17 protein-coding genes are annotated in these 20,399 nt (G+C 61.7%); all 17 read left to right on the forward strand.

Annotation, left to right across the window (positions count from 1 at the left end; all coding sequences use genetic code 11):
- Positions 1–28 precede the first annotated feature (28 nt).
- Positions 29–2,254, forward strand: a complete 2,226-nt coding sequence (locus tag CXQ81_RS21240; protein WP_101338478.1) for an NADP-dependent isocitrate dehydrogenase — start codon at positions 29–31, stop codon at positions 2,252–2,254.
- A 117-nt stretch (positions 2,255–2,371) separates the two neighbouring features.
- Positions 2,372–2,818: an NUDIX hydrolase gene (locus CXQ81_RS21245; RefSeq protein WP_053261842.1), complete on the forward strand. Its 447-nt coding sequence runs from the start codon at positions 2,372–2,374 to the stop codon at positions 2,816–2,818.
- Between the two features lie 71 nt (positions 2,819–2,889).
- Positions 2,890–4,014, forward strand: coding sequence for a tRNA 2-thiouridine(34) synthase MnmA (gene mnmA / locus CXQ81_RS21250; protein ID WP_101338479.1), 1,125 nt, complete (start codon positions 2,890–2,892; stop codon positions 4,012–4,014).
- Entirely contained in the window at positions 4,011–4,634 is a 624-nt protein-coding gene (hflD, locus tag CXQ81_RS21255) for a high frequency lysogenization protein HflD (protein ID WP_007929193.1), read from the forward strand. The genes mnmA and hflD overlap by 4 nt, the downstream gene beginning before the upstream one ends.
- 126 nt (positions 4,635–4,760) lie before the next feature.
- A complete protein-coding gene (purB, locus tag CXQ81_RS21260; RefSeq protein WP_007929192.1) occupies positions 4,761–6,131 on the forward strand; it encodes an adenylosuccinate lyase in 1,371 nt (456 codons plus the stop codon).
- 82 nt (positions 6,132–6,213) lie between these two features.
- Positions 6,214–7,380, forward strand: a complete 1,167-nt coding sequence (locus CXQ81_RS21265) for a cupin domain-containing protein (protein ID WP_009044587.1) — start codon at positions 6,214–6,216, stop codon at positions 7,378–7,380.
- A complete protein-coding gene (locus CXQ81_RS21270; RefSeq protein ID WP_007929190.1) occupies positions 7,373–7,798 on the forward strand; it encodes a GNAT family N-acetyltransferase in 426 nt (141 codons plus the stop codon). The genes CXQ81_RS21265 and CXQ81_RS21270 overlap by 8 nt, the downstream gene beginning before the upstream one ends.
- Before the next feature lie 196 nt (positions 7,799–7,994).
- A complete protein-coding gene (locus tag CXQ81_RS21275; protein WP_087091622.1) occupies positions 7,995–8,750 on the forward strand; it encodes a secretin N-terminal domain-containing protein in 756 nt (251 codons plus the stop codon).
- A gap of 511 nt (positions 8,751–9,261) precedes the next feature.
- On the forward strand, positions 9,262–10,587 hold the full coding sequence (gene aceA, locus CXQ81_RS21280) for an isocitrate lyase (RefSeq protein WP_007929188.1): 1,326 nt from the start codon (positions 9,262–9,264) through the stop codon (positions 10,585–10,587).
- Between the two features lie 599 nt (positions 10,588–11,186).
- Positions 11,187–11,600: an NADH-quinone oxidoreductase subunit A gene (locus CXQ81_RS21285; RefSeq protein WP_007929187.1), complete on the forward strand. Its 414-nt coding sequence runs from the start codon at positions 11,187–11,189 to the stop codon at positions 11,598–11,600.
- 10 nt (positions 11,601–11,610) lie between these two features.
- Complete coding sequence (locus CXQ81_RS21290; RefSeq protein WP_007929186.1) at positions 11,611–12,285, forward strand: NADH-quinone oxidoreductase subunit B family protein; 675 nt, start codon at positions 11,611–11,613, stop codon at positions 12,283–12,285.
- A 72-nt stretch (positions 12,286–12,357) separates the two neighbouring features.
- Entirely contained in the window at positions 12,358–14,139 is a 1,782-nt protein-coding gene (gene nuoC, locus CXQ81_RS21295) for an NADH-quinone oxidoreductase subunit C/D (protein ID WP_007929185.1), read from the forward strand.
- Between the two features lie 2 nt (positions 14,140–14,141).
- Positions 14,142–14,639, forward strand: coding sequence for an NADH-quinone oxidoreductase subunit NuoE (gene nuoE, locus CXQ81_RS21300; RefSeq protein WP_009044589.1), 498 nt, complete (start codon positions 14,142–14,144; stop codon positions 14,637–14,639).
- Positions 14,636–15,994: an NADH-quinone oxidoreductase subunit NuoF gene (nuoF, locus tag CXQ81_RS21305; RefSeq protein ID WP_009044590.1), complete on the forward strand. Its 1,359-nt coding sequence runs from the start codon at positions 14,636–14,638 to the stop codon at positions 15,992–15,994. The genes nuoE and nuoF overlap by 4 nt, the downstream gene beginning before the upstream one ends.
- Positions 15,995–16,119: 125 nt before the next feature.
- A complete protein-coding gene (gene nuoG, locus CXQ81_RS21310; protein ID WP_101338480.1) occupies positions 16,120–18,834 on the forward strand; it encodes an NADH-quinone oxidoreductase subunit NuoG in 2,715 nt (904 codons plus the stop codon).
- Positions 18,831–19,838 (forward strand): NADH-quinone oxidoreductase subunit NuoH, encoded by a 1,008-nt coding sequence (nuoH, locus tag CXQ81_RS21315; protein WP_007929607.1) that lies wholly within the window; start codon positions 18,831–18,833, stop codon positions 19,836–19,838. The genes nuoG and nuoH overlap by 4 nt, the downstream gene beginning before the upstream one ends.
- 11 nt (positions 19,839–19,849) lie before the next feature.
- Positions 19,850–20,398, forward strand: a complete 549-nt coding sequence (gene nuoI / locus CXQ81_RS21320; RefSeq protein WP_003223795.1) for an NADH-quinone oxidoreductase subunit NuoI — start codon at positions 19,850–19,852, stop codon at positions 20,396–20,398.
- Position 20,399 lies beyond the last annotated feature (1 nt).

Here is a 20,399-nt window from a genome sequence, read left to right on the forward strand (position 1 = left end):
TTTAGCAAAGAAGAGAGTTAATCCGAATATGCCCACCCGCTCGAAGATCATCTATACCTTCACCGACGAAGCCCCCGCCCTCGCCACCTACTCGCTGCTCCCTATTGTCGAAGCCTTCACCGCTTCCGCTGATATTGCCGTGGAAACCCGCGACATCTCTCTCGCAGGGCGTATTCTTGCCAGCTTCCCGGAGCTGCTGGGCGACAAAGCCGTACCGGACCACCTGGCCGAGCTGGGCGACCTGGCTGTAACCCCTGAAGCCAACATCATCAAGCTGCCGAACATCAGTGCTTCAGCACCGCAGCTTCAGGCCGCGATCAAAGAGCTGCAAGCCAAGGGCTACGCCCTGCCGGACTACCCGGAAACCGTGACCAGCGACGCCGACAAAGACGCCAAGGCGCGCTACGACAAGGTCAAGGGCAGCGCCGTGAACCCGGTCCTGCGTGAAGGCAACTCCGACCGCCGCGCTCCGCTGTCGGTCAAGAACTACGCGCGCAAGCACCCGCACAAAATGGGCGCCTGGGCCAAAGACTCCAAGTCCCACGTTGCTCACATGAGCCAGGGCGATTTCTACGGCAGCGAAAAAGCCGCCCTGATCGACGCCCAGGACACTGTGAAGATCGAGCTGATCGCTCAAGACGGTAGCGCTACCGTCCTGAAGGAAAAAACCGCCGTACAAGCCGGCGAGATCCTCGATTGCGCAGTCATGAGCAAAAAGGCCCTGCGGGCTTTCGTTGCCGCCGAGATCGAAGACGCCAAGAAGCAAGGCGTACTGCTGTCGGTGCACCTGAAAGCCACCATGATGAAGGTTTCCGACCCGATCATGTTCGGCCAGATCGTTGCCGAGTTCTATCAGGACGCCCTGAGCAAGCACGCTGATGTGCTGAGCCAGATCGGCTTCAACCTGAACAACGGCATCGGCGACCTGTACGCCCGCATCAAGGCCCTGCCCGCGGAGCAACAAGCACAGATCGAAGCCGACATCCAGGCCGTCTACGCCGTGCGCCCTGCCCTGGCCATGGTCAACTCCGACAAAGGCATCACCAACCTGCACGTGCCGAGCGACGTGATCGTCGACGCCTCGATGCCAGCCATGATCCGTGACTCCGGCAAAATGTGGGGCACCGACGGCCAGTTGCACGACACCAAGGCGCTGATTCCGGATCGCTGCTACGCCACCATCTACCAGGCCGTGATCGAAGACTGCAAGGCCAATGGCGCCTTCGACCCGACCACCATGGGCAGCGTGCCGAACGTTGGCCTGATGGCGAAGAAAGCCGAAGAATACGGCTCCCACGACAAGACCTTCCAGATCAAGGCTGACGGCGTCGTTCGCGTCACCGACAGCAAGGGCAACCTGCTGCTGGAACAGGCCGTCGAAGCCGGCGACATCTTCCGCATGTGCCAGACCAAGGACGCGCCGATCCAGGACTGGGTCAAACTGGCCGTCAACCGCGCTCGCGCCAGCAGCACGCCAGCGATTTTCTGGCTGGACCCGATGCGCGCCCACGACGGCGTGATGATCGAGAAGGTTCAGGCTTACCTGAAGGATCACGACACCGTCGGCCTGGACATCCGCGTGATGTCGCCAGTCGATGCCATGAAGTTCACCCTGGCCCGCACCCGCGAAGGCAAGGACACCATCTCCGTCACCGGCAACGTGCTGCGCGACTACCTGACCGACCTGTTCCCGATCATGGAACTGGGCACCAGCGCCAAGATGCTGTCGATCGTGCCGCTGATGAACGGTGGCGGCCTGTTCGAAACCGGCGCCGGCGGTTCGGCTCCGAAGCACGTACAACAGCTGCTGGAAGAGAACTTCCTGCGCTGGGATTCCCTGGGTGAGTTCCTGGCCCTGGCCGCTTCCCTGGAGCACCTGGGCAACACTTACAACAACCCGAAAGCGCTGGTATTGGCCAAGACCCTCGACCAGGCAACCGGTCAGTTCCTGGACAACAACAAGTCGCCATCGCGCAAAGTCGGCAACATCGACAACCGCGGCAGCCACTTCTACCTGGCGCTGTACTGGGCCCAGGCCCTGGCCGCCCAGACTGAAGATAGCGCCCTGCAAGCGCAGTTCAGCACCCTGGCCAAGACCCTGACCGAGAACGAAGCGACCATCGTCGCCGAACTCAACGGCGTTCAAGGCAAGCCAGTGGACATCGGCGGCTACTACAGCGCCAACCCTGAACTGGTGAGCAAGGCCATGCGTCCAAGCACCACCCTCAACGCGGCTATCGCTGCGCTGGTTTAAGCAACACCGCTGTCATACAAACCCCGGCCAGGTGCCGGGGTTTGTGCTTTTTGGACAACACCCGTAGGACTGGCGTTCGCCTTATGATGACCACCCACTCAAGACAGAGCTTTGTATATGGAATGGCAACCCCACATCACCGTCGCCACCATCGTTGAGGATCAGGGGCGCTTCCTGTTCGTCGAGGAGTTCCAGGGCGAGCAGGCGGTGTTCAACCAGCCTGCTGGGCACCTGGACCCGGACGAAAGCCTGCTCCAGGCGGCCATTCGCGAAACCCTGGAAGAAACTGGCTGGGACATCGAGCTGACCGGCGTGGTCGGCATCTACCTGTACACCGCCCCCAGCAATGGCGTGACCTACCAACGCGTCTGCTTTGCCGGCAAACCGCTCAGGCACCACCCTGACTATCAATTGGACGACGGCATCATCGGCCCGCGCTGGCTGAGCCGCGACGAACTGCTGGCCTTGCGCCCGCAATGGCGCAGCGAGCTGATTATCCGCTGTGTCGACGACTATCTGGCCGGCCAACTGCACAGCCTCGAGCTGATCCGTCCGTCGCTTTAACCGCAGTTTTAGCCTTGCAGGCCTCAGCCTGTTAGAATCGCGTCCTTTTTCAAGACACCCGTTGAATTCCTATGCGTGATCCAGCCCCTTCTGACACCCAAAAGAAGCGCGTCATCGTCGGCATGTCCGGCGGCGTGGACTCTTCCGTTTCCGCCCTCCTGCTGATGGAGCAGGGTTACCAGGTGGAAGGCCTGTTCATGAAGAACTGGGAGGAAGACGACGGAACCGAGTACTGCACCGCCATGGACGACCTCGCGGACGCCCAGGCCGTGTGCGACAAGATCGGCATCAAGCTGCACACCGCCAACTTCGCCGCCGAGTACTGGGACAACGTGTTCGAGCACTTCCTGGCCGAATACAAGGCCGGCCGCACGCCGAACCCGGACATCCTGTGCAACCGTGAAATCAAGTTCAAGGCGTTCCTCGACTACGCCATGATGCTCGGCGCCGACCTGATCGCCACTGGCCACTATGTGCGCCGCCTCGACATCGATGGGCGCACCGAACTGCTCAAGGGCCTGGATCCGAACAAGGATCAGAGTTACTTCCTGCACGCCGTCGGCGGCGAACAGATCGCCAAGACCCTGTTTCCGGTAGGCGAGCTGGAAAAGCCCGAAGTCCGTGCGATTGCCGAGAAACACGACCTGGCCACCGCCAAGAAGAAGGACTCCACCGGTATCTGCTTTATTGGTGAACGGCGTTTCAGCGACTTCCTCAAGCAATACCTGCCGGCCCAGCCCGGCGAGATCAAGACCACCGAAGGTGAAGTGATCGGCCGCCACCACGGCCTGATGTACCACACCATCGGCCAGCGCCAGGGCCTGGGCATCGGCGGCCTCAAGGACGCCGGCGATGAGCCGTGGTACGTTCTGATCAAGGACCTGGAACACAACGAGCTGATCGTTGGCCAGGGCAACGATCACCCGTGGTTGTTCTCCCGCGCCCTGCTCGCCTCCGACATCTATTGGGTCAACCCGATCGACCTGAGCCAACCGCGCCGCCTCACCGCGAAAGTGCGCTACCGCCAGAGCGACCAGCCTTGCACCCTGGAACAGACCGTCAGCGGCTACCGCGCCACCTTCGATGACCCGCAACGCGCGGTCACCCCCGGCCAATCCGTAGTCTTCTATGACGGCGAAATCTGTCTGGGCGGCGGCGTGATCGAAGTCGCAGAGCCCTGGAGCAGCAAGGCATGAGCCCGACCCAGGAGCAACTGACGGCATTGGGCGGCGTGTTTCTCGCCGCCGTGCTGGTGGACAAGATCGCCAAGACCGGCCAGGTCACCGAAGCAGCCTTGAGCTGCATGCTTGGCAGCCTGCTGATCCGCGACCCGAAAGACACCCTGGAAGTCTACGGTGGCGACGACATCAACCTGCGTGAAGGTTATCGCGCCCTGATCGGCGCCCTGGAACGCGACCCCAGCACCCTGCAGCGCGAACCATTGCGCTACGCCCTGTCGATGCTCGGCCTGGAGCGCCAGCTGGCCAAGCGCGACGACCTGCTGGAAATCATCGGCAAGCGCCTGCCGCAGATTCAGTCCCAGGTCGAACATTTCGGCCCGGCCCACGAAAACGTGGTTGCCGCTTGCGGTTCGCTGTATCAGGACACCCTGAGCACCTTGCGCCAGCGGATCCAGGTGCATGGCGACATGCGCAACCTGCAGCAGCCGAGCAATGCCTCGAAGATCCGCGCCCTGCTGCTGGCCGGCATCCGTTCGGCGCGGCTGTGGCGCCAACTGGGCGGCCATCGCTGGCAGCTGGTGATCAGCCGCCGCAAACTGCTCAAAGAGCTTTATCCGCTGATGCGCAGCAGCTGAACTGCGCCCGCAAGACCTTTTGTAGTCAGTAACGCGTAAGACGCTGGTCAGTTGGCAACGGACCGGCGGATATTTTCATGTATGATACGCGCCCCATTTCGTTGCCCGACTGTCCGAGAACACCCCATGCAGCTCTCTTCGCTCACTGCGGTTTCCCCTGTTGACGGCCGCTACGCCGGCAAAACCCAGGCCCTGCGCCCCATTTTCAGCGAATACGGCCTGATCCGTGCTCGCGTCCTGGTCGAGGTGCGCTGGCTCCAGCGCCTGGCCGCCCATTCCGCCATCAGCGAAGTGCCGGCGTTCTCCGCCGAAGCCAACGCCGTGCTGAACACCCTGGCGGAAAACTTCTCTCTGGAGCACGCCGAGCGTGTCAAAGAGATCGAACGCACTACCAACCACGACGTCAAGGCCATCGAGTACCTGCTCAAGGAACAGGCCGCCAAGCTGCCTGAACTGGCCAACGTCAGCGAATTCATCCACTTCGCCTGCACCAGCGAGGACATCAACAACCTGTCCCACGCCCTGATGCTGCGCGAAGGCCGCGACGAAGTGATGCTGCCGCTGATGCGCCAGACCGCCGGGGCCATCCGCGAACTGGCCCTGCGCTTCGCCGACGTGCCGATGCTGTCGCGTACCCACGGCCAGCCGGCCTCGCCGACCACCCTGGGCAAAGAACTGGCGAACGTGGTGTACCGCCTGGAGCGCCAGATCGCTCAGGTCGCCGCTGTGCCACTGCTGGGCAAGATCAACGGTGCCGTGGGCAACTACAACGCACACCTGTCGGCCTACCCGGAAATCGACTGGGAAGCCAACGCCCGCGCCTTCATCGAAGACGAGCTGGGCCTGAGCTTCAACCCGTACACCACGCAGATCGAGCCGCACGACTACATCGCCGAGCTGTTCGACGCCATCGCGCGCTTCAACACCATCCTGATCGACTTCGATCGCGATATCTGGGGTTACATCTCCCTGGGCTACTTCAAGCAGCGCACCATCGCCGGCGAAATCGGTTCCTCGACCATGCCGCACAAGGTCAACCCGATCGACTTCGAAAACTCCGAAGGCAACCTGGGTATCGCCAACGCGCTGTTCCAGCACCTGGCGAGCAAACTGCCGATCTCCCGCTGGCAGCGCGACCTGACCGACTCCACCGTTCTGCGTAACCTGGGCGTCGGTTTCGCCCACAGCGTGATCGCTTACGAGGCCAGCCTCAAAGGCATCAGCAAGCTGGAGCTCAACGCCCAGAAAATCGCCGAAGACCTGGATGCCTGCTGGGAAGTCCTGGCCGAGCCGATCCAGACCGTGATGCGCCGCTACAACATCGAAAACCCGTACGAAAAACTCAAGGAACTGACGCGCGGCAAGGGCATCAGCCCTGAAGCACTGCAGACCTTCATCGACGCGTTGGAAATGCCTGAAGCCGCCAAGGCCGAGCTGAAAAAGCTCACCCCGGCCAGCTACATCGGCAATGCCGCGGCGCAAGCCAAACGCATCTGATCGATGGCAAGACCTTTGACGCCCGGCAGCGCCGGGCGTTTTTATTCCCGTATGAAAAGTGCATTTTTTCAATAGGTTACACATGAATCCTGATATTCCTCTTCAACTTCTGGGCGGCATCAGCGCACGGGAATTCCTGCGTGACTACTGGCAGAAAAAGCCCCTGCTGATCCGTCAGGCCCTGCCCGACTTCGAAAGCCCGATCGACGCCGACGAACTGGCCGGCCTGGCGCTGGAAGAAGAGGTCGAATCGCGCCTGGTCATCGAGCATGGCGAACGCCCCTGGGAACTGCGCCGCGGCCCGTTCGCCGAAGACGAGTTCAGCAAGCTGCCGGAGCGTGACTGGACCCTGCTGGTCCAGGCCGTCGACCAGTTCGTGCCGGAAGTCGCCGAACTGCTGGAGCATTTCCGTTTCCTGCCGAGCTGGCGCATCGACGATGTGATGATCAGCTTCGCCGCTCCCGGTGGTAACGTCGGCCCGCACTTCGATAACTACGATGTGTTCCTGCTGCAAGGCCACGGCAAGCGCAACTGGAAGATCGGCCAGATGTGCGACGCCGAAAGCCCGCTGCTGCAGCACGCGGACCTGCGCATCCTCGCCGAGTTCGAAGAAACCGAAAGCTGGGTCCTGGAACCCGGCGACATGCTCTACCTGCCACCGCGCCTGGCCCACTACGGCGTCGCGGTGAACGACTGCATGACCTACTCGGTGGGCTTCCGCGCGCCGAGCGCCGCCGAAGTGCTGACCCACTTCACCGACTTCCTCAGCCAGTACCTGCCGGATGAAGAGCGTTATACCGACGCCGACGTGCAACCTGTCAGCGACCCGCACCAGATCCAGCACGACGCCCTCGATCGCCTCAAGGGCCTGCTGGCCGAGCACATGAGCGACGAGCGCATGCTGCTGACCTGGTTCGGCCAGTTCATGACCGAGCCGCGCTACCCGGAACTGGTGGTCGGCCCCGAGCTGGAAGAAGAAGACCTGCTCGGCAGCCTCGAGCAGGGCGCCATCCTGATCCGCAACCCGAGCGCGCGCCTGGCCTGGTCCGAAGTCGACGACGACCTGCTGCTGTTCGCCAGCGGCCAGAGCCGCTACCTGCCGGGCAAGCTGCGCGAACTGCTGAAGATGATTTGCGCCGCCGACGCGCTGCACCTCGACAACCTTGGCCCATGGCTGGCGGACGAAGATGGACGCAGCCTGCTGTGCGAACTGGTCAAGCAAGGAAGCCTGGGATTTGCCGATGAATAAGATTCGCGTACGTGTCGCAGACTGGCAAAAGGATAACGCCGAGATCCGGCGCATTCGTGAAGCGGTGTTCATCATCGAGCAATCCGTCCCCCCTGAGCTGGAGTGGGATGCCGACGACGACAGCGCGGTGCATTTCCTCGCGCTCGAAGGCGACTTTCCGATCGGCACCGCACGCCTGCTGCCCGATGGGCAGATCGGCCGGGTATCGGTGCTCAAGGACTGGCGCGGCCTGAAGGTCGGCGATGCGCTGATGCAGGCAGTGATCGGCGAAGCCGAGAAACGTGGCCTCAAGCAGCTGATGCTCAGCGCCCAGGTCCAGGCTACCGCCTTCTATGAGCGCCTGGGTTTCAGCATCGTCAGCGAGGAGTTCCTGGAAGCGGGCATTCCTCACGTCGACATGGTTCGCGGCAACGCCTGAGCAAGCCCCGCGCAGCAGCGAACCTGCTGACGATGCCCTGCCAAGCGTCACAAAACGCCCCGGCCTCCCCGGATCCAGCAAGCTAAGCTGGCTCCAGGGAGGCTGGGGCGTTTTGCCATCGGCGATTCAACTTGCCCCACCGCGGGCCGACAAACTGTCAAACTCAAGGCTTCCACCCCTAGCGGAGATAACGGACATGTCCCTACGCACCCTGCTCACGACGCTGCTGCTGACTGCAAGCTTTTCAGTCTCGGCCGCGACCGAGATCGTGCCCCTGAACAACCGCACCAGCGCCGACCTGCTGCCCGTCGCACAGAACTTCCTCGGCAAGGAAGGCCAGGTCAGCGCCTACGGCAACCAGCTGATCGTCAATGCGGAACCTGAGAAGATCGAGGAACTGCGCGCCTTCATCGCGCAACTGGATACCGCCGCCAAACGCCTGCTGATCACGGTCGACACCAACGAAAACAACACCCAGAACAACCAGGGTTATTCGCTCAACGGCGCGCCGCAAACCCGCATCATCAGCCGCAGCACCGTCAGCCGCGATGGCGGCATCCAGCAGATCCAGGCCAGCGAAGGCATACCGGCCCTGATCCAGGTCGGCCAGAGCGTGCCGCTGACCACCACCCAGACCGATCCTTACGGCCGCCTGCAGAACCAGACCCAGTATCGCAACGTCACCCAGGGTTTCTACGTCACGGCCAGCGTCACCGGCGAAACCGTCCACCTGAGCATCAGCACCAACCGTGACCGCATGAGCCAGGAACGTCCCGATGTAGTGAATGTGCAAAGTACCGACACAACTGTCAGCGGCCGTCTTGGCGAGTGGATCACCCTGGCCGGCGTCAATCGCCAGAACCAGGCCGACAAACAGGCTACAACCCGCAGCTACTCGACTCAGGGCCGGGATGACATGACCTTGCGAGTGAAAGTCGACGCCTTGGACTAAAGCACCGGAAACTGACTGATTAGTCGTATTAGACCAAAGATGTAGTGGTGAAAAAAAAGCACTACAAAACGTTTGACGAGGCAAAAAACCGAAGGCATGATGGCCTCGCTCCCGCTAATCAGGGGCCCTGGCAAGGGCCTTCGGATCGCAGCTCTAACCTACCCACCTGAGCCGATTCGTGTCTGTACCGCCCACAAGGTGTGTTTGACGAGATTGCGACTGGAACGAGGTTGTCCCGAGGGACGGAAGCTAATTAGGTAGATCGGCAACACACTGATGGTTCGTATGAAGGCCCACGACGCCCGAATGCGCCCGACAGCTGGCCCTCACCTGCTCACTTTCCCCTTGAGCCCATCGTTCAACCGTCGCCATCGCGTCATACCCGACTTGACCGCCTAAGCTTCTGGTCAGCGAGCAGCCAACTACGCACCCTTTGACCTGCGTATCTGGCGAGTCGGAATTTTCCGCCCAAGAACGACTTTTCACACAAGACGCGACGAGGTTTATCTCCATGGCACTGACACGCGAACAGCAAATTGCAGCCCTTGAAAAAGACTGGGCTGAAAACCCGCGCTGGAAAGGCGTGACTCGCACTTATTCCGCTGCCGACGTTGTCCGTCTGCGTGGCTCGGTTCAACCTGAGCACACCCTGGCACGCATGGGCGCCGAGAAGCTCTGGAACCTGGTGACCCAGGGTGCCAAACCGTCCTTCCGTCCTGAGAAAGATTTCGTCAACTGCATGGGCGCCCTGACCGGCGGCCAGGCTGTACAGCAAGTCAAAGCCGGCATCCAGGCGATCTACCTGTCGGGCTGGCAGGTTGCCGCGGACAACAACTCCGCCGAATCGATGTACCCGGACCAGTCGCTGTACCCGGTGGACTCCGTGCCAACCGTGGTCAAGCGCATCAACAACTCGTTCCGTCGCGCCGACCAGATCCAGTGGAAGTCCGGCAAGAACCCGGGCGACGAAGGCTATATCGACTACTTCGCACCGATCGTGGCTGACGCCGAAGCCGGTTTCGGCGGCGTGCTGAACGCCTACGAGCTGATGAAAAGCATGATCGAAGCAGGCGCCGCTGGCGTTCACTTCGAAGACCAGCTGGCTTCCGTGAAGAAATGCGGCCACATGGGCGGCAAGGTACTGGTTCCGACCCAGGAAGCCGTGCAGAAGCTGACCGCTGCCCGTCTGGCGGCCGACGTTGCCGGCGTACCGACCATCATCCTGGCCCGCACCGACGCTAACGCCGCCGACCTGCTGACCTCCGACTGCGACCCGTACGACCAGCCGTTCGTGACCGGCACCCGCACCCAGGAAGGCTTCTATAAAGTGCGCGCCGGCCTCGACCAGGCCATCGCTCGCGGCCTGGCCTACGCGCCGTATGCCGACCTGATCTGGTGCGAAACCGCCAAGCCGGACCTGGACGAAGCCCGCCGCTTCGCCGAAGCGATCAAGAAGGAATACCCGGATCAGATCCTGTCGTACAACTGCTCGCCTTCCTTCAACTGGAAGAAGAACCTGGACGACGCGACCATCGCCAAGTTCCAGCGCGAACTGTCCGCCATGGGCTACAAGCACCAGTTCATCACCCTGGCCGGCATTCACAACATGTGGCACAGCATGTTCAACCTGGCGCACGACTACGCCCGCAACGACATGACCGCCTACGTGAAGCTGCAGGAGCAGGAATTCGCCGACGCCGCCAAGGGTTACACCTTCGTGGCTCACCAGCAGGAAGTGGGCACCGGCTACTTCGACGACATGACCACCGTAATCCAGGGCGGCTCGTCTTCGGTAACCGCACTGACCGGCTCCACCGAAGAAGAACAGTTCCACTGATTCGACTTCGCGCTGAAAAACGGCCATTGCAGACCCGGTAAAAGCTAACTGCAGTGCTGCACATCTGACGCCCCGACTGGTTCGGGGCGTTTTTTTGCCTGCAGCTTTTGCAGGCATCACCGGCAACCCCCAAGCTGCGACAACAACGAGCCTGCTCGCGACGACATCGGCCCGGACACCCTGCCAATCAGGCAAAACATTGATCCAGAGCGGTATGCGTGGAGAAAAAAGCGGGTAAAAGGGGCTCGCTCGCAACTTGCAGTAACGAGCATATAAAAGACAACTTAGCGGCTCTTCATGGGAACCATTGTTTAAAAGCAGCGCTAAATAATATTGATTATCATTTAGAGGCGGTAATGTTCGTTACAGCGAGGACAAAACATAATTAACAAAACACCCGCTAATGCCCACAGGCCGTGGCTTACGGGGCTTGCAAGGGGAGCTATGTCCTTATTCCGCTAAATAATTTCGCCATGAAAATTTACTTGCCCGGTGTTTAGCCATAAAATCACGGCGATTGATTGCACTGCGACATATCGTCACTGCTTTATTTCTTTATCAAGCTCAGAGACCTTTGCTCTCTGTTAAGGATTACCAGCATGCCCGAAGCGACAGGACTCATGGCCCACAACTGGGGCTTTGCCATTTTCCTTCTGGGTGTAGGCGGCCTCTGCGCCTTCATGCTCGGCGTCTCCAGCCTCCTCGGGTCAAAAGCCTGGGGCCGCAGCAAAAACGAACCGTTCGAGTCCGGCATGCTACCTACCGGTGGCGCCCGCTTGCGGCTCTCAGCCAAATTCTATCTGGTCGCGATGCTCTTCGTGATCTTCGATATCGAAGCCCTCTTTCTCTTTGCCTGGTCTGTGTCCGTCCGCGAAAGCGGCTGGACCGGATTCGTCGAAGCTCTCGTTTTCATAGCAATTCTGTTGGCAGGTCTTGTCTACCTTTGGCGGGTGGGGGCTCTTGATTGGGCTCCGGAAGGTCGCCGTAAGCGGCAGGCGAAGCTAAAACAATGAGGCTTTGGCGATGCAATACAATCTCACCAGGATCGACCCCGATGCTCCTAACGAGCAGTATCCGATCGGCGAACGGGAAACCGTTTCCGATCCGTTAGAAGATCAAGTCCACAAAAACATCTTCATGGGCAAGCTGGAAGACGTGCTGAGCGGCGCGGTCAACTGGGGGCGTAAGAACTCCCTGTGGCCGTACAACTTCGGCCTGTCCTGCTGCTACGTGGAAATGACCACCGCCTTCACGGCGCCCCATGACATCGCGCGCTTCGGCGCCGAAGTTATCCGGGCATCACCGCGTCAGGCGGATTTCATGGTTATTGCCGGAACCTGCTTCATCAAGATGGCGCCGATCATTCAGCGTCTCTACGAGCAAATGCTCGAGCCGAAGTGGGTCATCTCCATGGGTTCGTGCGCCAACTCCGGTGGCATGTACGACATCTATTCCGTCGTTCAAGGGGTGGACAAGTTCCTGCCCGTGGACGTCTACGTGCCTGGCTGCCCGCCCCGCCCTGAAGCTTTTCTGCAAGGCCTGATGCTCTTGCAGGAGTCGATTGGCCAGGAGCGTCGCCCACTTTCCTGGGTCGTCGGTGACCAAGGCGTGTATCGCGCCGAAATGCCGTCGCAAAAGGAACAGCGCCGCGAACAGCGTATTCAGGTAACCAACCTGCGCAGCCCCGACGAAGTCTGATTCCAGAACGCTTCTTACAAAGAACGAAAAACTGGCTTCATTCTTTACGTTGACCGAAAGCGATAAAAAACCATGACTACAGGCAGTGCTCTGTACATCCCGCCTTATAAGGCAGACGACCAGGATGTGGTCGTCGAACTCAATAACCGTTTTGGCCCTGAGGCGTTCACCGCCCAGGCCACCCGCACCGGCATGCCGGTGCTGTGGGTTACCCGCGCCAAACTCGTCGAAGTCCTGACCTTCCTGCGCAACCTGCCCAAGCCGTACGTCATGCTCTATGACCTGCATGGCGTGGACGAGCGTCTGCGCACCAAGCGTCAAGGGCTGCCAGGCGCCGACTTCAGCGTGTTCTACCACCTGTTGTCGATCGAGCGTAATAGTGACGTAATGATCAAGGTCGCCTTGTCCGAGAGCGACCTCAGCTTGCCGACCGTGACCGGTATCTGGCCGAACGCCAACTGGTACGAGCGTGAAGTCTGGGACATGTTCGGCATCGACTTCGCCGGCCACCCTCACCTGTCGCGCATCATGATGCCGCCGACCTGGGAAGGTCACCCGCTGCGCAAGGACTTCCCGGCGCGCGCCACCGAGTTCGATCCGTTCAGCCTGACCCTGGCCAAGCAACAACTGGAAGAAGAAGCCGCGCGCTTCAAGCCGGAAGACTGGGGCATGAAGCGTTCCGGCGCCAACGAGGACTACATGTTCCTCAACCTGGGCCCGAACCACCCTTCGGCCCACGGTGCCTTCCGCATCATCCTGCAGCTGGACGGCGAAGAGATCGTCGACTGCGTACCGGACATCGGCTACCACCACCGTGGCGCCGAGAAGATGGCCGAGCGTCAGTCCTGGCACAGCTTCATCCCGTACACCGACCGTATCGACTACCTCGGCGGCGTGATGAACAACCTGCCGTACGTGCTCTCGGTCGAGAAACTGGCCGGGATCAAGGTGCCGGAGAAGGTCGACGTCATCCGCATCATGATGGCCGAGTTCTTCCGGATCACCAGCCACCTGCTGTTCCTGGGCACCTACATCCAGGACGTCGGCGCCATGACCCCGGTGTTCTTCACCTTCACCGACCGTCAGCGCGCCTACACCGTGATCGAAGCCATCACCGGTTTCCGCCTGCACCCGGCCTGGTACCGCATCGGCGGCGTCGCCCACGACCTGCCGCGCGGCTGGGAAAAACTGGTGAAAGACTTCGTCGACTGGCTGCCCAAGCGCCTCGACGAATACACCAAGGCCGCCCTGCAGAACAGCATCCTCAAGGGTCGTACCATCGGCGTCGCCGCCTACAACACCAAGGAAGCCCTGGAATGGGGCGTCACCGGTGCCGGCCTGCGTTCCACCGGTTGCGATTTCGACCTGCGTAAAGCGCGCCCCTACTCCGGCTACGAGAACTTCGAATTCGAAGTACCGCTGGCGGCCAACGGCGATGCCTACGACCGTTGCATGGTCCGCGTCGAAGAGATGCGCCAGAGCATCAAGATCATCGACCAGTGCCTGCGCAACATGCCGGAAGGCCCGTACAAGGCGGACCACCCGCTGACCACGCCGCCGCCGAAAGAGCGCACGCTGCAGCACATCGAGACCCTGATCACGCACTTCCTGCAGGTTTCGTGGGGCCCGGTCATGCCGGCCAACGAGTCCTTCCAGATGATCGAAGCGACCAAGGGCATCAACAGTTATTACCTGACGAGCGATGGCGGCACCATGAGCTACCGCACCCGGATCCGCACCCCGAGCTTCGCCCACCTGCAGCAGATCCCTTCGGTGATCCGCGGCAGCATGGTCGCGGACTTGATCGCGTACCTGGGTAGTATCGACTTCGTTATGGCCGACGTGGACCGCTAAGCATGAACAGCCCGCTTATCCAGACAGACCGTTTCGCCCTCAGCGAAACCGAGCGCTCGGCCATCGAGCACGAGCTGCATCACTACGAAGACCCGCGCGCGGCGTCTATCGAAGCCCTGAAAATCGTCCAGAAGGAACGTGGCTGGGTGCCTGATGGCGCGCTCTACGCCATCGGCGAGATCCTCGGCATCCCAGCCAGCGACGTAGAAGGCGTGGCGACGTTCTACAGCCAGATCTTCCGTCAACCGGTCGGCCGTCACATCATCCGTGTCTGCGACAGCATGGTTTGCTACATCGGCGGCCACGAGTCCGTGGTCAGCCAAATCCAGAGCGAGCTGGGCATCGGCCTCGGCCAGACCACCGCCGACGGCCGCTTCACCCTGCTGCCGGTATGCTGCCTGGGCAACTGCGACAAGGCCCCGGCGCTGATGATCGACGACGACACTTTCGGCGACGTGCAACCTGCTGGCGTGGCCAAACTGTTGGAGGGCTACGTATGACCCTGACATCCTTCGGCCCTGCCAACCGCATCCAGCGCAGCCCGGAAACTCATCCGCTGACCTGGCGCCTGCGCGACGACGGCGAGCCGGTATGGCTCGACGAGTACCAGGCCAAGAACGGCTACGCCGCTGCGCGCAAGGCCTTCGCCGACCTGTCCCAGGACGACATCGTCCAGACCGTCAAGGACGCCGGCCTCAAGGGCCGCGGCGGCGCGGGCTTCCCCACTGGTGTGAAGTGGGGCCTGATGCCCAAAGACGAATCCATGAACATCCGCTACCTGCTGTGCAACGCGGATGAAATGGAACCCAACACCTGGAAAGACCGCATGCTGATGGAGCAACTGCCCCATCTGCTGATCGAAGGCATGCTGATCAGTGCCCGCGCGCTGAAAACCTACCGCGGCTACATCTTCCTGCGGGGCGAGTACACCACCGCCGCCAAGCACCTCAACCGTGCCGTGGAAGAAGCCAAGGCCGCAGGCCTGCTGGGCAAGAACATCCTGGGCTCGGGCTTCGACTTCGAGCTGTTCGTCCACACCGGCGCCGGGCGTTACATCTGCGGTGAAGAAACCGCACTGATCAACTCCCTCGAAGGCCGCCGTGCCAATCCGCGCTCCAAACCACCCTTCCCTGCCGCCGTCGGCGTGTGGGGCAAGCCGACCTGCGTGAACAACGTCGAGACCCTGTGCAACGTGCCGGCGATCATCGGCGACGGCGTGGAGTGGTACAAATCCCTCGCTCGCGAAGGCAGTGAAGACCACGGCACCAAGCTGATGGGCTTCTCCGGCAAAGTGAAGAACCCTGGCCTGTGGGAGCTGCCGTTCGGCGTGACCGCGCGCGAGCTGTTCGAAGACTACGCCGGTGGCATGCGCGACGGTTTCAAGCTCAAGTGCTGGCAGCCCGGCGGCGCCGGTACCGGTTTCCTGTTGCCTGAACACCTGGATGCGCAAATGTACGCCGGCGGCATCGCCAAGGTAGGCACCCGCATGGGTACCGGCCTGGCGATGGCGGTCGACGACAGCATCAACATGGTGTCGCTGCTGCGCAACATGGAAGAGTTCTTTGCCCGCGAATCCTGCGGCTTCTGCACCCCTTGCCGCGATGGCCTGCCGTGGAGCGTCAAGCTGCTGCGCGCCCTCGAGAAAGGCGAAGGGCAAGCCGGCGATATCGAGACCCTACTGGGTCTGGTCGGTTTCCTCGGCCCAGGTAAGACCTTCTGTGCTCACGCACCAGGCGCCGTGGAGCCATTGGGCAGTGCCATCAAGTATTTCCGTCCAGAGTTCGAGGCCGGCATCGCAGCCACCAGTGCTGCCGCCGTCCCGCCCCTGGCCCGGCCGATCGTAGTCGGCGCGTAAACGTATCGAACGAGGGTGGTCCGTGCCGCCCTCGTATCGCCTGAAGACGCCGCGACGCGCCAGGCGAGCACCAAGATTCCATTAGCCACGCCCGCTGACACCGGGCCAACGAAGAACTTTGAACCATGGCCACTATCCACGTAGACGGCAAAGTGCTCGAAGTCGATGGGGCGGACAACCTGTTACAGGCATGTCTGTCACTAGGCCTCGACATCCCTTATTTCTGCTGGCACCCCGCTCTCGGTAGCGTCGGTGCCTGTCGCCAGTGCGCGGTCAAGCAGTACACCGACGAGAACGACACCCGTGGTCGCATCGTCATGTCCTGCATGACGCCCGCCACCGACAACACCTGGATCTCCATCGACGATGAAGAGTCCAAGGCCTTCCGCGCCAGTGTCGTCGAATGGCTGATGACCAACCACCCGCACGACTGCCCGGTCTGCGAGGAAGGCGGTCACTGCCACCTGCAAGACATGACCGTGATGACCGGCCACAACGAGCGCCGTTATCGCTTCACCAAGCGTACCCACCAGAACCAGGAACTCGGCCCGTTCATCGCTCACGAGATGAACCGCTGCATCGCCTGCTACCGTTGCGTGCGTTTCTACAAGGACTATGCCGGCGGCACCGACCTCGGTGTGTTCGGCGCCCACGACAACGTGTACTTCGGTCGCGTTGAAGACGGCACCCTGGAAAGCGAGTTCTCCGGCAACCTCACCGAGGTCTGCCCGACCGGTGTGTTCACCGACAAGACTCACTCCGAGCGCTACAACCGCAAATGGGACATGCAGTTCTCGCCGAGCATCTGCCATGGCTGCTCCAGCGGTTGCAACATTTCCCCGGGCGAGCGCTACGGCGAACTGCGGCGCATCGAGAACCGCTACAACGGTTCGGTGAATCAGTACTTCCTGTGCGACCGTGGCCGTTTCGGCTACGGCTACGTCAACCGCGAAGACCGTCCACGCCAGCCGCTGCTGAACGACGGTACCAAGCTGAACCTGGACCAGGCGCTGGACAAGGCCGCCGACCTGCTGCGCGGGCGCAATATTGTCGGTATCGGTTCGCCTCGCGCCAGCCTGGAAAGCAACTACGCCCTGCGTGAACTGGTAGGCGCCGAGCACTTCTACAGCGGTATCGAAGCCGCCGAACTGGAGCGCATCCGCCTGGTCCTGCAAGTGCTGAGAAACAGCCCGCTGCCTGTGCCGACCATGCGCGACATCGAAGACCACGATGCGGTGTTCGTCCTCGGCGAGGACCTGACCCAGACCGCCGCCCGCATGGCCCTGGCCCTGCGCCAGTCGGTCAAGGGCAAGGCCGAAGAGATGGCCGACGCCATGCGCGTCCAGCCATGGCTCGACGCCGCGGTGAAAAACATCGGCCAGCACGCGCTGAACCCGCTGTTCATTGCAAGCATCGCTGAAACCAAGCTCGACGACGTCGCCGAAGAGTGTGTACACGCCGCTCCCGACGACCTGGCGCGCATCGGTTTTGCCGTGGCCCACGCCCTGGATGCCAGCGCCCCGGCCGTCGAAGGTCTGGACAGCGAAGCCTTTGAGCTGGCCAAGCGCATCGCCGACGCCCTCCTCGCCGCCAAGCGCCCACTGATCATCGCCGGCACCTCCCTGGGTTCCAAGGCGCTGATCGAAGCCGCGGCGAACATTGCCAAGGCCCTCAAGCTGCGCGAGAAGAACGGTTCCATCAGCCTGATCGTGCCCGAGGCCAACAGCCTCGGCCTGGCCATGCTCGGTGGCGAATCGGTGGACGCCGCGCTGCAAGCGGTGATCGACGGTAAGGCCGACGCCCTGGTCGTGCTGGAAAACGATCTGTACACCCGCACCGACGCTGCCAAGGTCGATGCCGCGCTAAACGCCGCGAAAGTGCTGATCGTCGCCGACCACCAGAAGACCGCCACCAGCGATCGCGCGCACCTGGTCCTGCCAGCGGCCAGCTTCGCCGAGGGCGACGGCACCCTGGTCAGCCAGGAAGGCCGTGCCCAGCGCTTCTTCCAGGTGTTCGATCCTACCTATATGGATGCCAGCATCCTGGTTCACGAAGGCTGGCGCTGGCTGCATGCCCTGCGCTCTACCCTGCTGAACAAGCCGGTGGACTGGACCCAGCTGGACCACGTGACCGCCGCCTGCGCCCAGAGCAACCCGCAACTGGCGCACATCGTCGATGCCGCGCCATCGGCGTCGTTCCGCATCAAGGGCCTGAAGCTGGCTCGCGAACCGCTGCGTTACAGCGGCCGTACCGCCATGCGCGCCGATATCAGCGTGCACGAGCCACGTACCCCGCAGGACCAGGACACCGCGTTTTCCTTCTCCATGGAAGGTTACTCGGGCTCCGTGGAACCGCGCTCCCAGGTGCCGTTCGCCTGGTCGCCGGGCTGGAACTCGCCGCAAGCCTGGAACAAGTTCCAGGACGAAGTCGGTGGTCATCTGCGTGCCGGCGATCCGGGCACCCGCCTGATCGAAAGCCAGGGCGACAGCCTCGGCTGGTTCGCCAGCGTGCCGCGCGCCTTCTCTCCTGCCCAGGGCACCTGGCAGGCGGTGCCGTTCTACCACCTGTTCGGCAGCGAGGAGAACTCTTCGAAAGCCGCTCCGGTCCAGGAACGCATCCCGGCCGCCTACGTCTCCCTGGCCAAGTCCGAAGCCGACCGCCTGGGCGTCAACGATGGCGCGCTGCTCGCCGTGAGCGTGGCGGGCCAGACCCTGCGTCTGCCGCTGCGCATCAACGAAGAGCTGGGCGCTGGCCTGGTGGCCCTGCCGGCAGGCCTGGCGGGCATTCCACCGGCGTTCTTTGGCAAATCCGTTGACGGTCTGCAGGAGGCAGCGCAATGACCTGGTTCACCCCTGAAGTGATCGACGTGATCCTGGCGGTCGTCAAAGCCCTGGTCATCATGCTGGCCGTGGTGGTCGCAGGTGCCTTGCTCAGCTTTGTCGAACGTCGCCTGCTGGGCTGGTGGCAGGACCGTTACGGTCCGAACCGCGTTGGCCCGTTCGGCATGTTCCAGATCGCCGCCGACATGCTGAAGATGTTCTTCAAGGAAGACTGGACCCCGCCGTTTGCCGACAAGGTGATCTTCACCCTGGCACCGGTCGTGGCCATGAGCGCCTTGCTGATCGCTTTCGCGATCATCCCGATCACCCCGACCTGGGGCGTGGCGGACCTGAACATCGGCCTGCTGTTCTTCTTCGCCATGGCCGGCCTGTCGGTCTACGCGGTGCTGTTCGCCGGCTGGTCGAGCAACAACAAGTTCGCCCTGCTCGGCAGCCTGCGCGCCTCGGCCCAGACCGTGTCCTATGAAGTGTTCATGGGCCTGGCGCTGATGGGCATCGTGGCCCAGGTCGGCTCGTTCAACATGCGCGACATCGTCGACTACCAGGCGCAGAACCTGTGGTTCATCATTCCGCAGTTCTTCGGCTTCTGTACCTTCTTCATCGCTGGCGTGGCCGTGACTCACCGTCACCCGTTCGACCAGCCGGAAGCGGAACAGGAACTGGCCGACGGTTACCACATTGAATACGCCGGCATGAAATGGGGCATGTTCTTCGTTGGCGAGTACATCGGCATCATCCTGATCTCGGCACTGCTGGTCACCCTGTTCTTCGGTGGCTGGCACGGTCCGTTCGGCATCCTGCCGCAACTGTCCTTCGTCTGGTTCGCCCTGAAGACCGCGTTCTTCATCATGCTGTTCATCCTGCTGCGCGCTTCCATCCCGCGTCCGCGTTATGACCAGGTGATGGACTTCAGCTGGAAATTCTGCCTGCCGCTGACCCTGATCAATTTGCTGGTGACTGCTGCGCTTGTGTTGTTGAACACGCCAGCAGGCGCGGTTCAGTGAGGATTTGACCCATGTTCAAATATATTGGCGACATCGTTAAGGGTACTGGTACCCAACTGCGCAGCCTGGTGATGGTCTTCGGCCATGGCTTTCGCAAGCGCGACACCCTGCAATACCCGGAAGAGCCGGTCTACCTGCCGCCACGCTACCGTGGCCGCATCGTGCTGACCCGCGACCCCGATGGCGAAGAGCGTTGCGTAGCCTGCAACCTGTGCGCCGTGGCATGCCCGGTGGGATGCATCTCGCTGCAGAAAGCTGAAACCGAAGACGGTCGCTGGTACCCGGACTTCTTCCGCATCAACTTCTCGCGTTGCATCTTCTGCGGCCTCTGCGAGGAAGCCTGCCCGACCACCGCGATCCAGCTGACCCCGGATTTCGAGATGGCCGAGTTCAAACGTCAGGACCTGGTTTACGAGAAAGAAGATCTGCTGATCTCCGGCCCCGGAAAGAACCCTGATTACAACTTCTATCGTGTTGCAGGTATGGCCATTGCCGGTAAGCCAAAAGGCTCCGCGCAAAACGAAGCCGAGCCGATCAACGTGAAGAGCTTGCTGCCTTAAG

The sequence above is a fragment of the Pseudomonas sp. 09C 129 genome, assembly GCF_002843625.1.
GTDB classification, from domain to species: domain Bacteria; phylum Pseudomonadota; class Gammaproteobacteria; order Pseudomonadales; family Pseudomonadaceae; genus Aquipseudomonas; species Aquipseudomonas chlororaphis.

Coding starts and splice junctions, on each gene's coding strand:
- purB (WP_007929192.1), top strand. CDS start 4,761: ATGCAGCTCTCTTCGCTCACTGCGGTTTCCCCTGTTGACGGCCGCTAC.
- aceA (WP_007929188.1), top strand. CDS start 9,262: ATGGCACTGACACGCGAACAGCAAATTGCAGCCCTTGAAAAAGACTGG.
- CXQ81_RS21285 (WP_007929187.1), top strand. CDS start 11,187: ATGCCCGAAGCGACAGGACTCATGGCCCACAACTGGGGCTTTGCCATT.
- CXQ81_RS21275 (WP_087091622.1), top strand. CDS start 7,995: ATGTCCCTACGCACCCTGCTCACGACGCTGCTGCTGACTGCAAGCTTT.
- nuoE (WP_009044589.1), top strand. CDS start 14,142: ATGAACAGCCCGCTTATCCAGACAGACCGTTTCGCCCTCAGCGAAACC.
- CXQ81_RS21245 (WP_053261842.1), top strand. CDS start 2,372: ATGGAATGGCAACCCCACATCACCGTCGCCACCATCGTTGAGGATCAG.
- CXQ81_RS21240 (WP_101338478.1), top strand. CDS start 29: ATGCCCACCCGCTCGAAGATCATCTATACCTTCACCGACGAAGCCCCC.
- nuoC (WP_007929185.1), top strand. CDS start 12,358: ATGACTACAGGCAGTGCTCTGTACATCCCGCCTTATAAGGCAGACGAC.
- hflD (WP_007929193.1), top strand. CDS start 4,011: ATGAGCCCGACCCAGGAGCAACTGACGGCATTGGGCGGCGTGTTTCTC.
- nuoI (WP_003223795.1), top strand. CDS start 19,850: ATGTTCAAATATATTGGCGACATCGTTAAGGGTACTGGTACCCAACTG.
- CXQ81_RS21290 (WP_007929186.1), top strand. CDS start 11,611: ATGCAATACAATCTCACCAGGATCGACCCCGATGCTCCTAACGAGCAG.
- nuoH (WP_007929607.1), top strand. CDS start 18,831: ATGACCTGGTTCACCCCTGAAGTGATCGACGTGATCCTGGCGGTCGTC.
- CXQ81_RS21265 (WP_009044587.1), top strand. CDS start 6,214: ATGAATCCTGATATTCCTCTTCAACTTCTGGGCGGCATCAGCGCACGG.
- CXQ81_RS21270 (WP_007929190.1), top strand. CDS start 7,373: ATGAATAAGATTCGCGTACGTGTCGCAGACTGGCAAAAGGATAACGCC.
- nuoF (WP_009044590.1), top strand. CDS start 14,636: ATGACCCTGACATCCTTCGGCCCTGCCAACCGCATCCAGCGCAGCCCG.
- mnmA (WP_101338479.1), top strand. CDS start 2,890: ATGCGTGATCCAGCCCCTTCTGACACCCAAAAGAAGCGCGTCATCGTC.
- nuoG (WP_101338480.1), top strand. CDS start 16,120: ATGGCCACTATCCACGTAGACGGCAAAGTGCTCGAAGTCGATGGGGCG.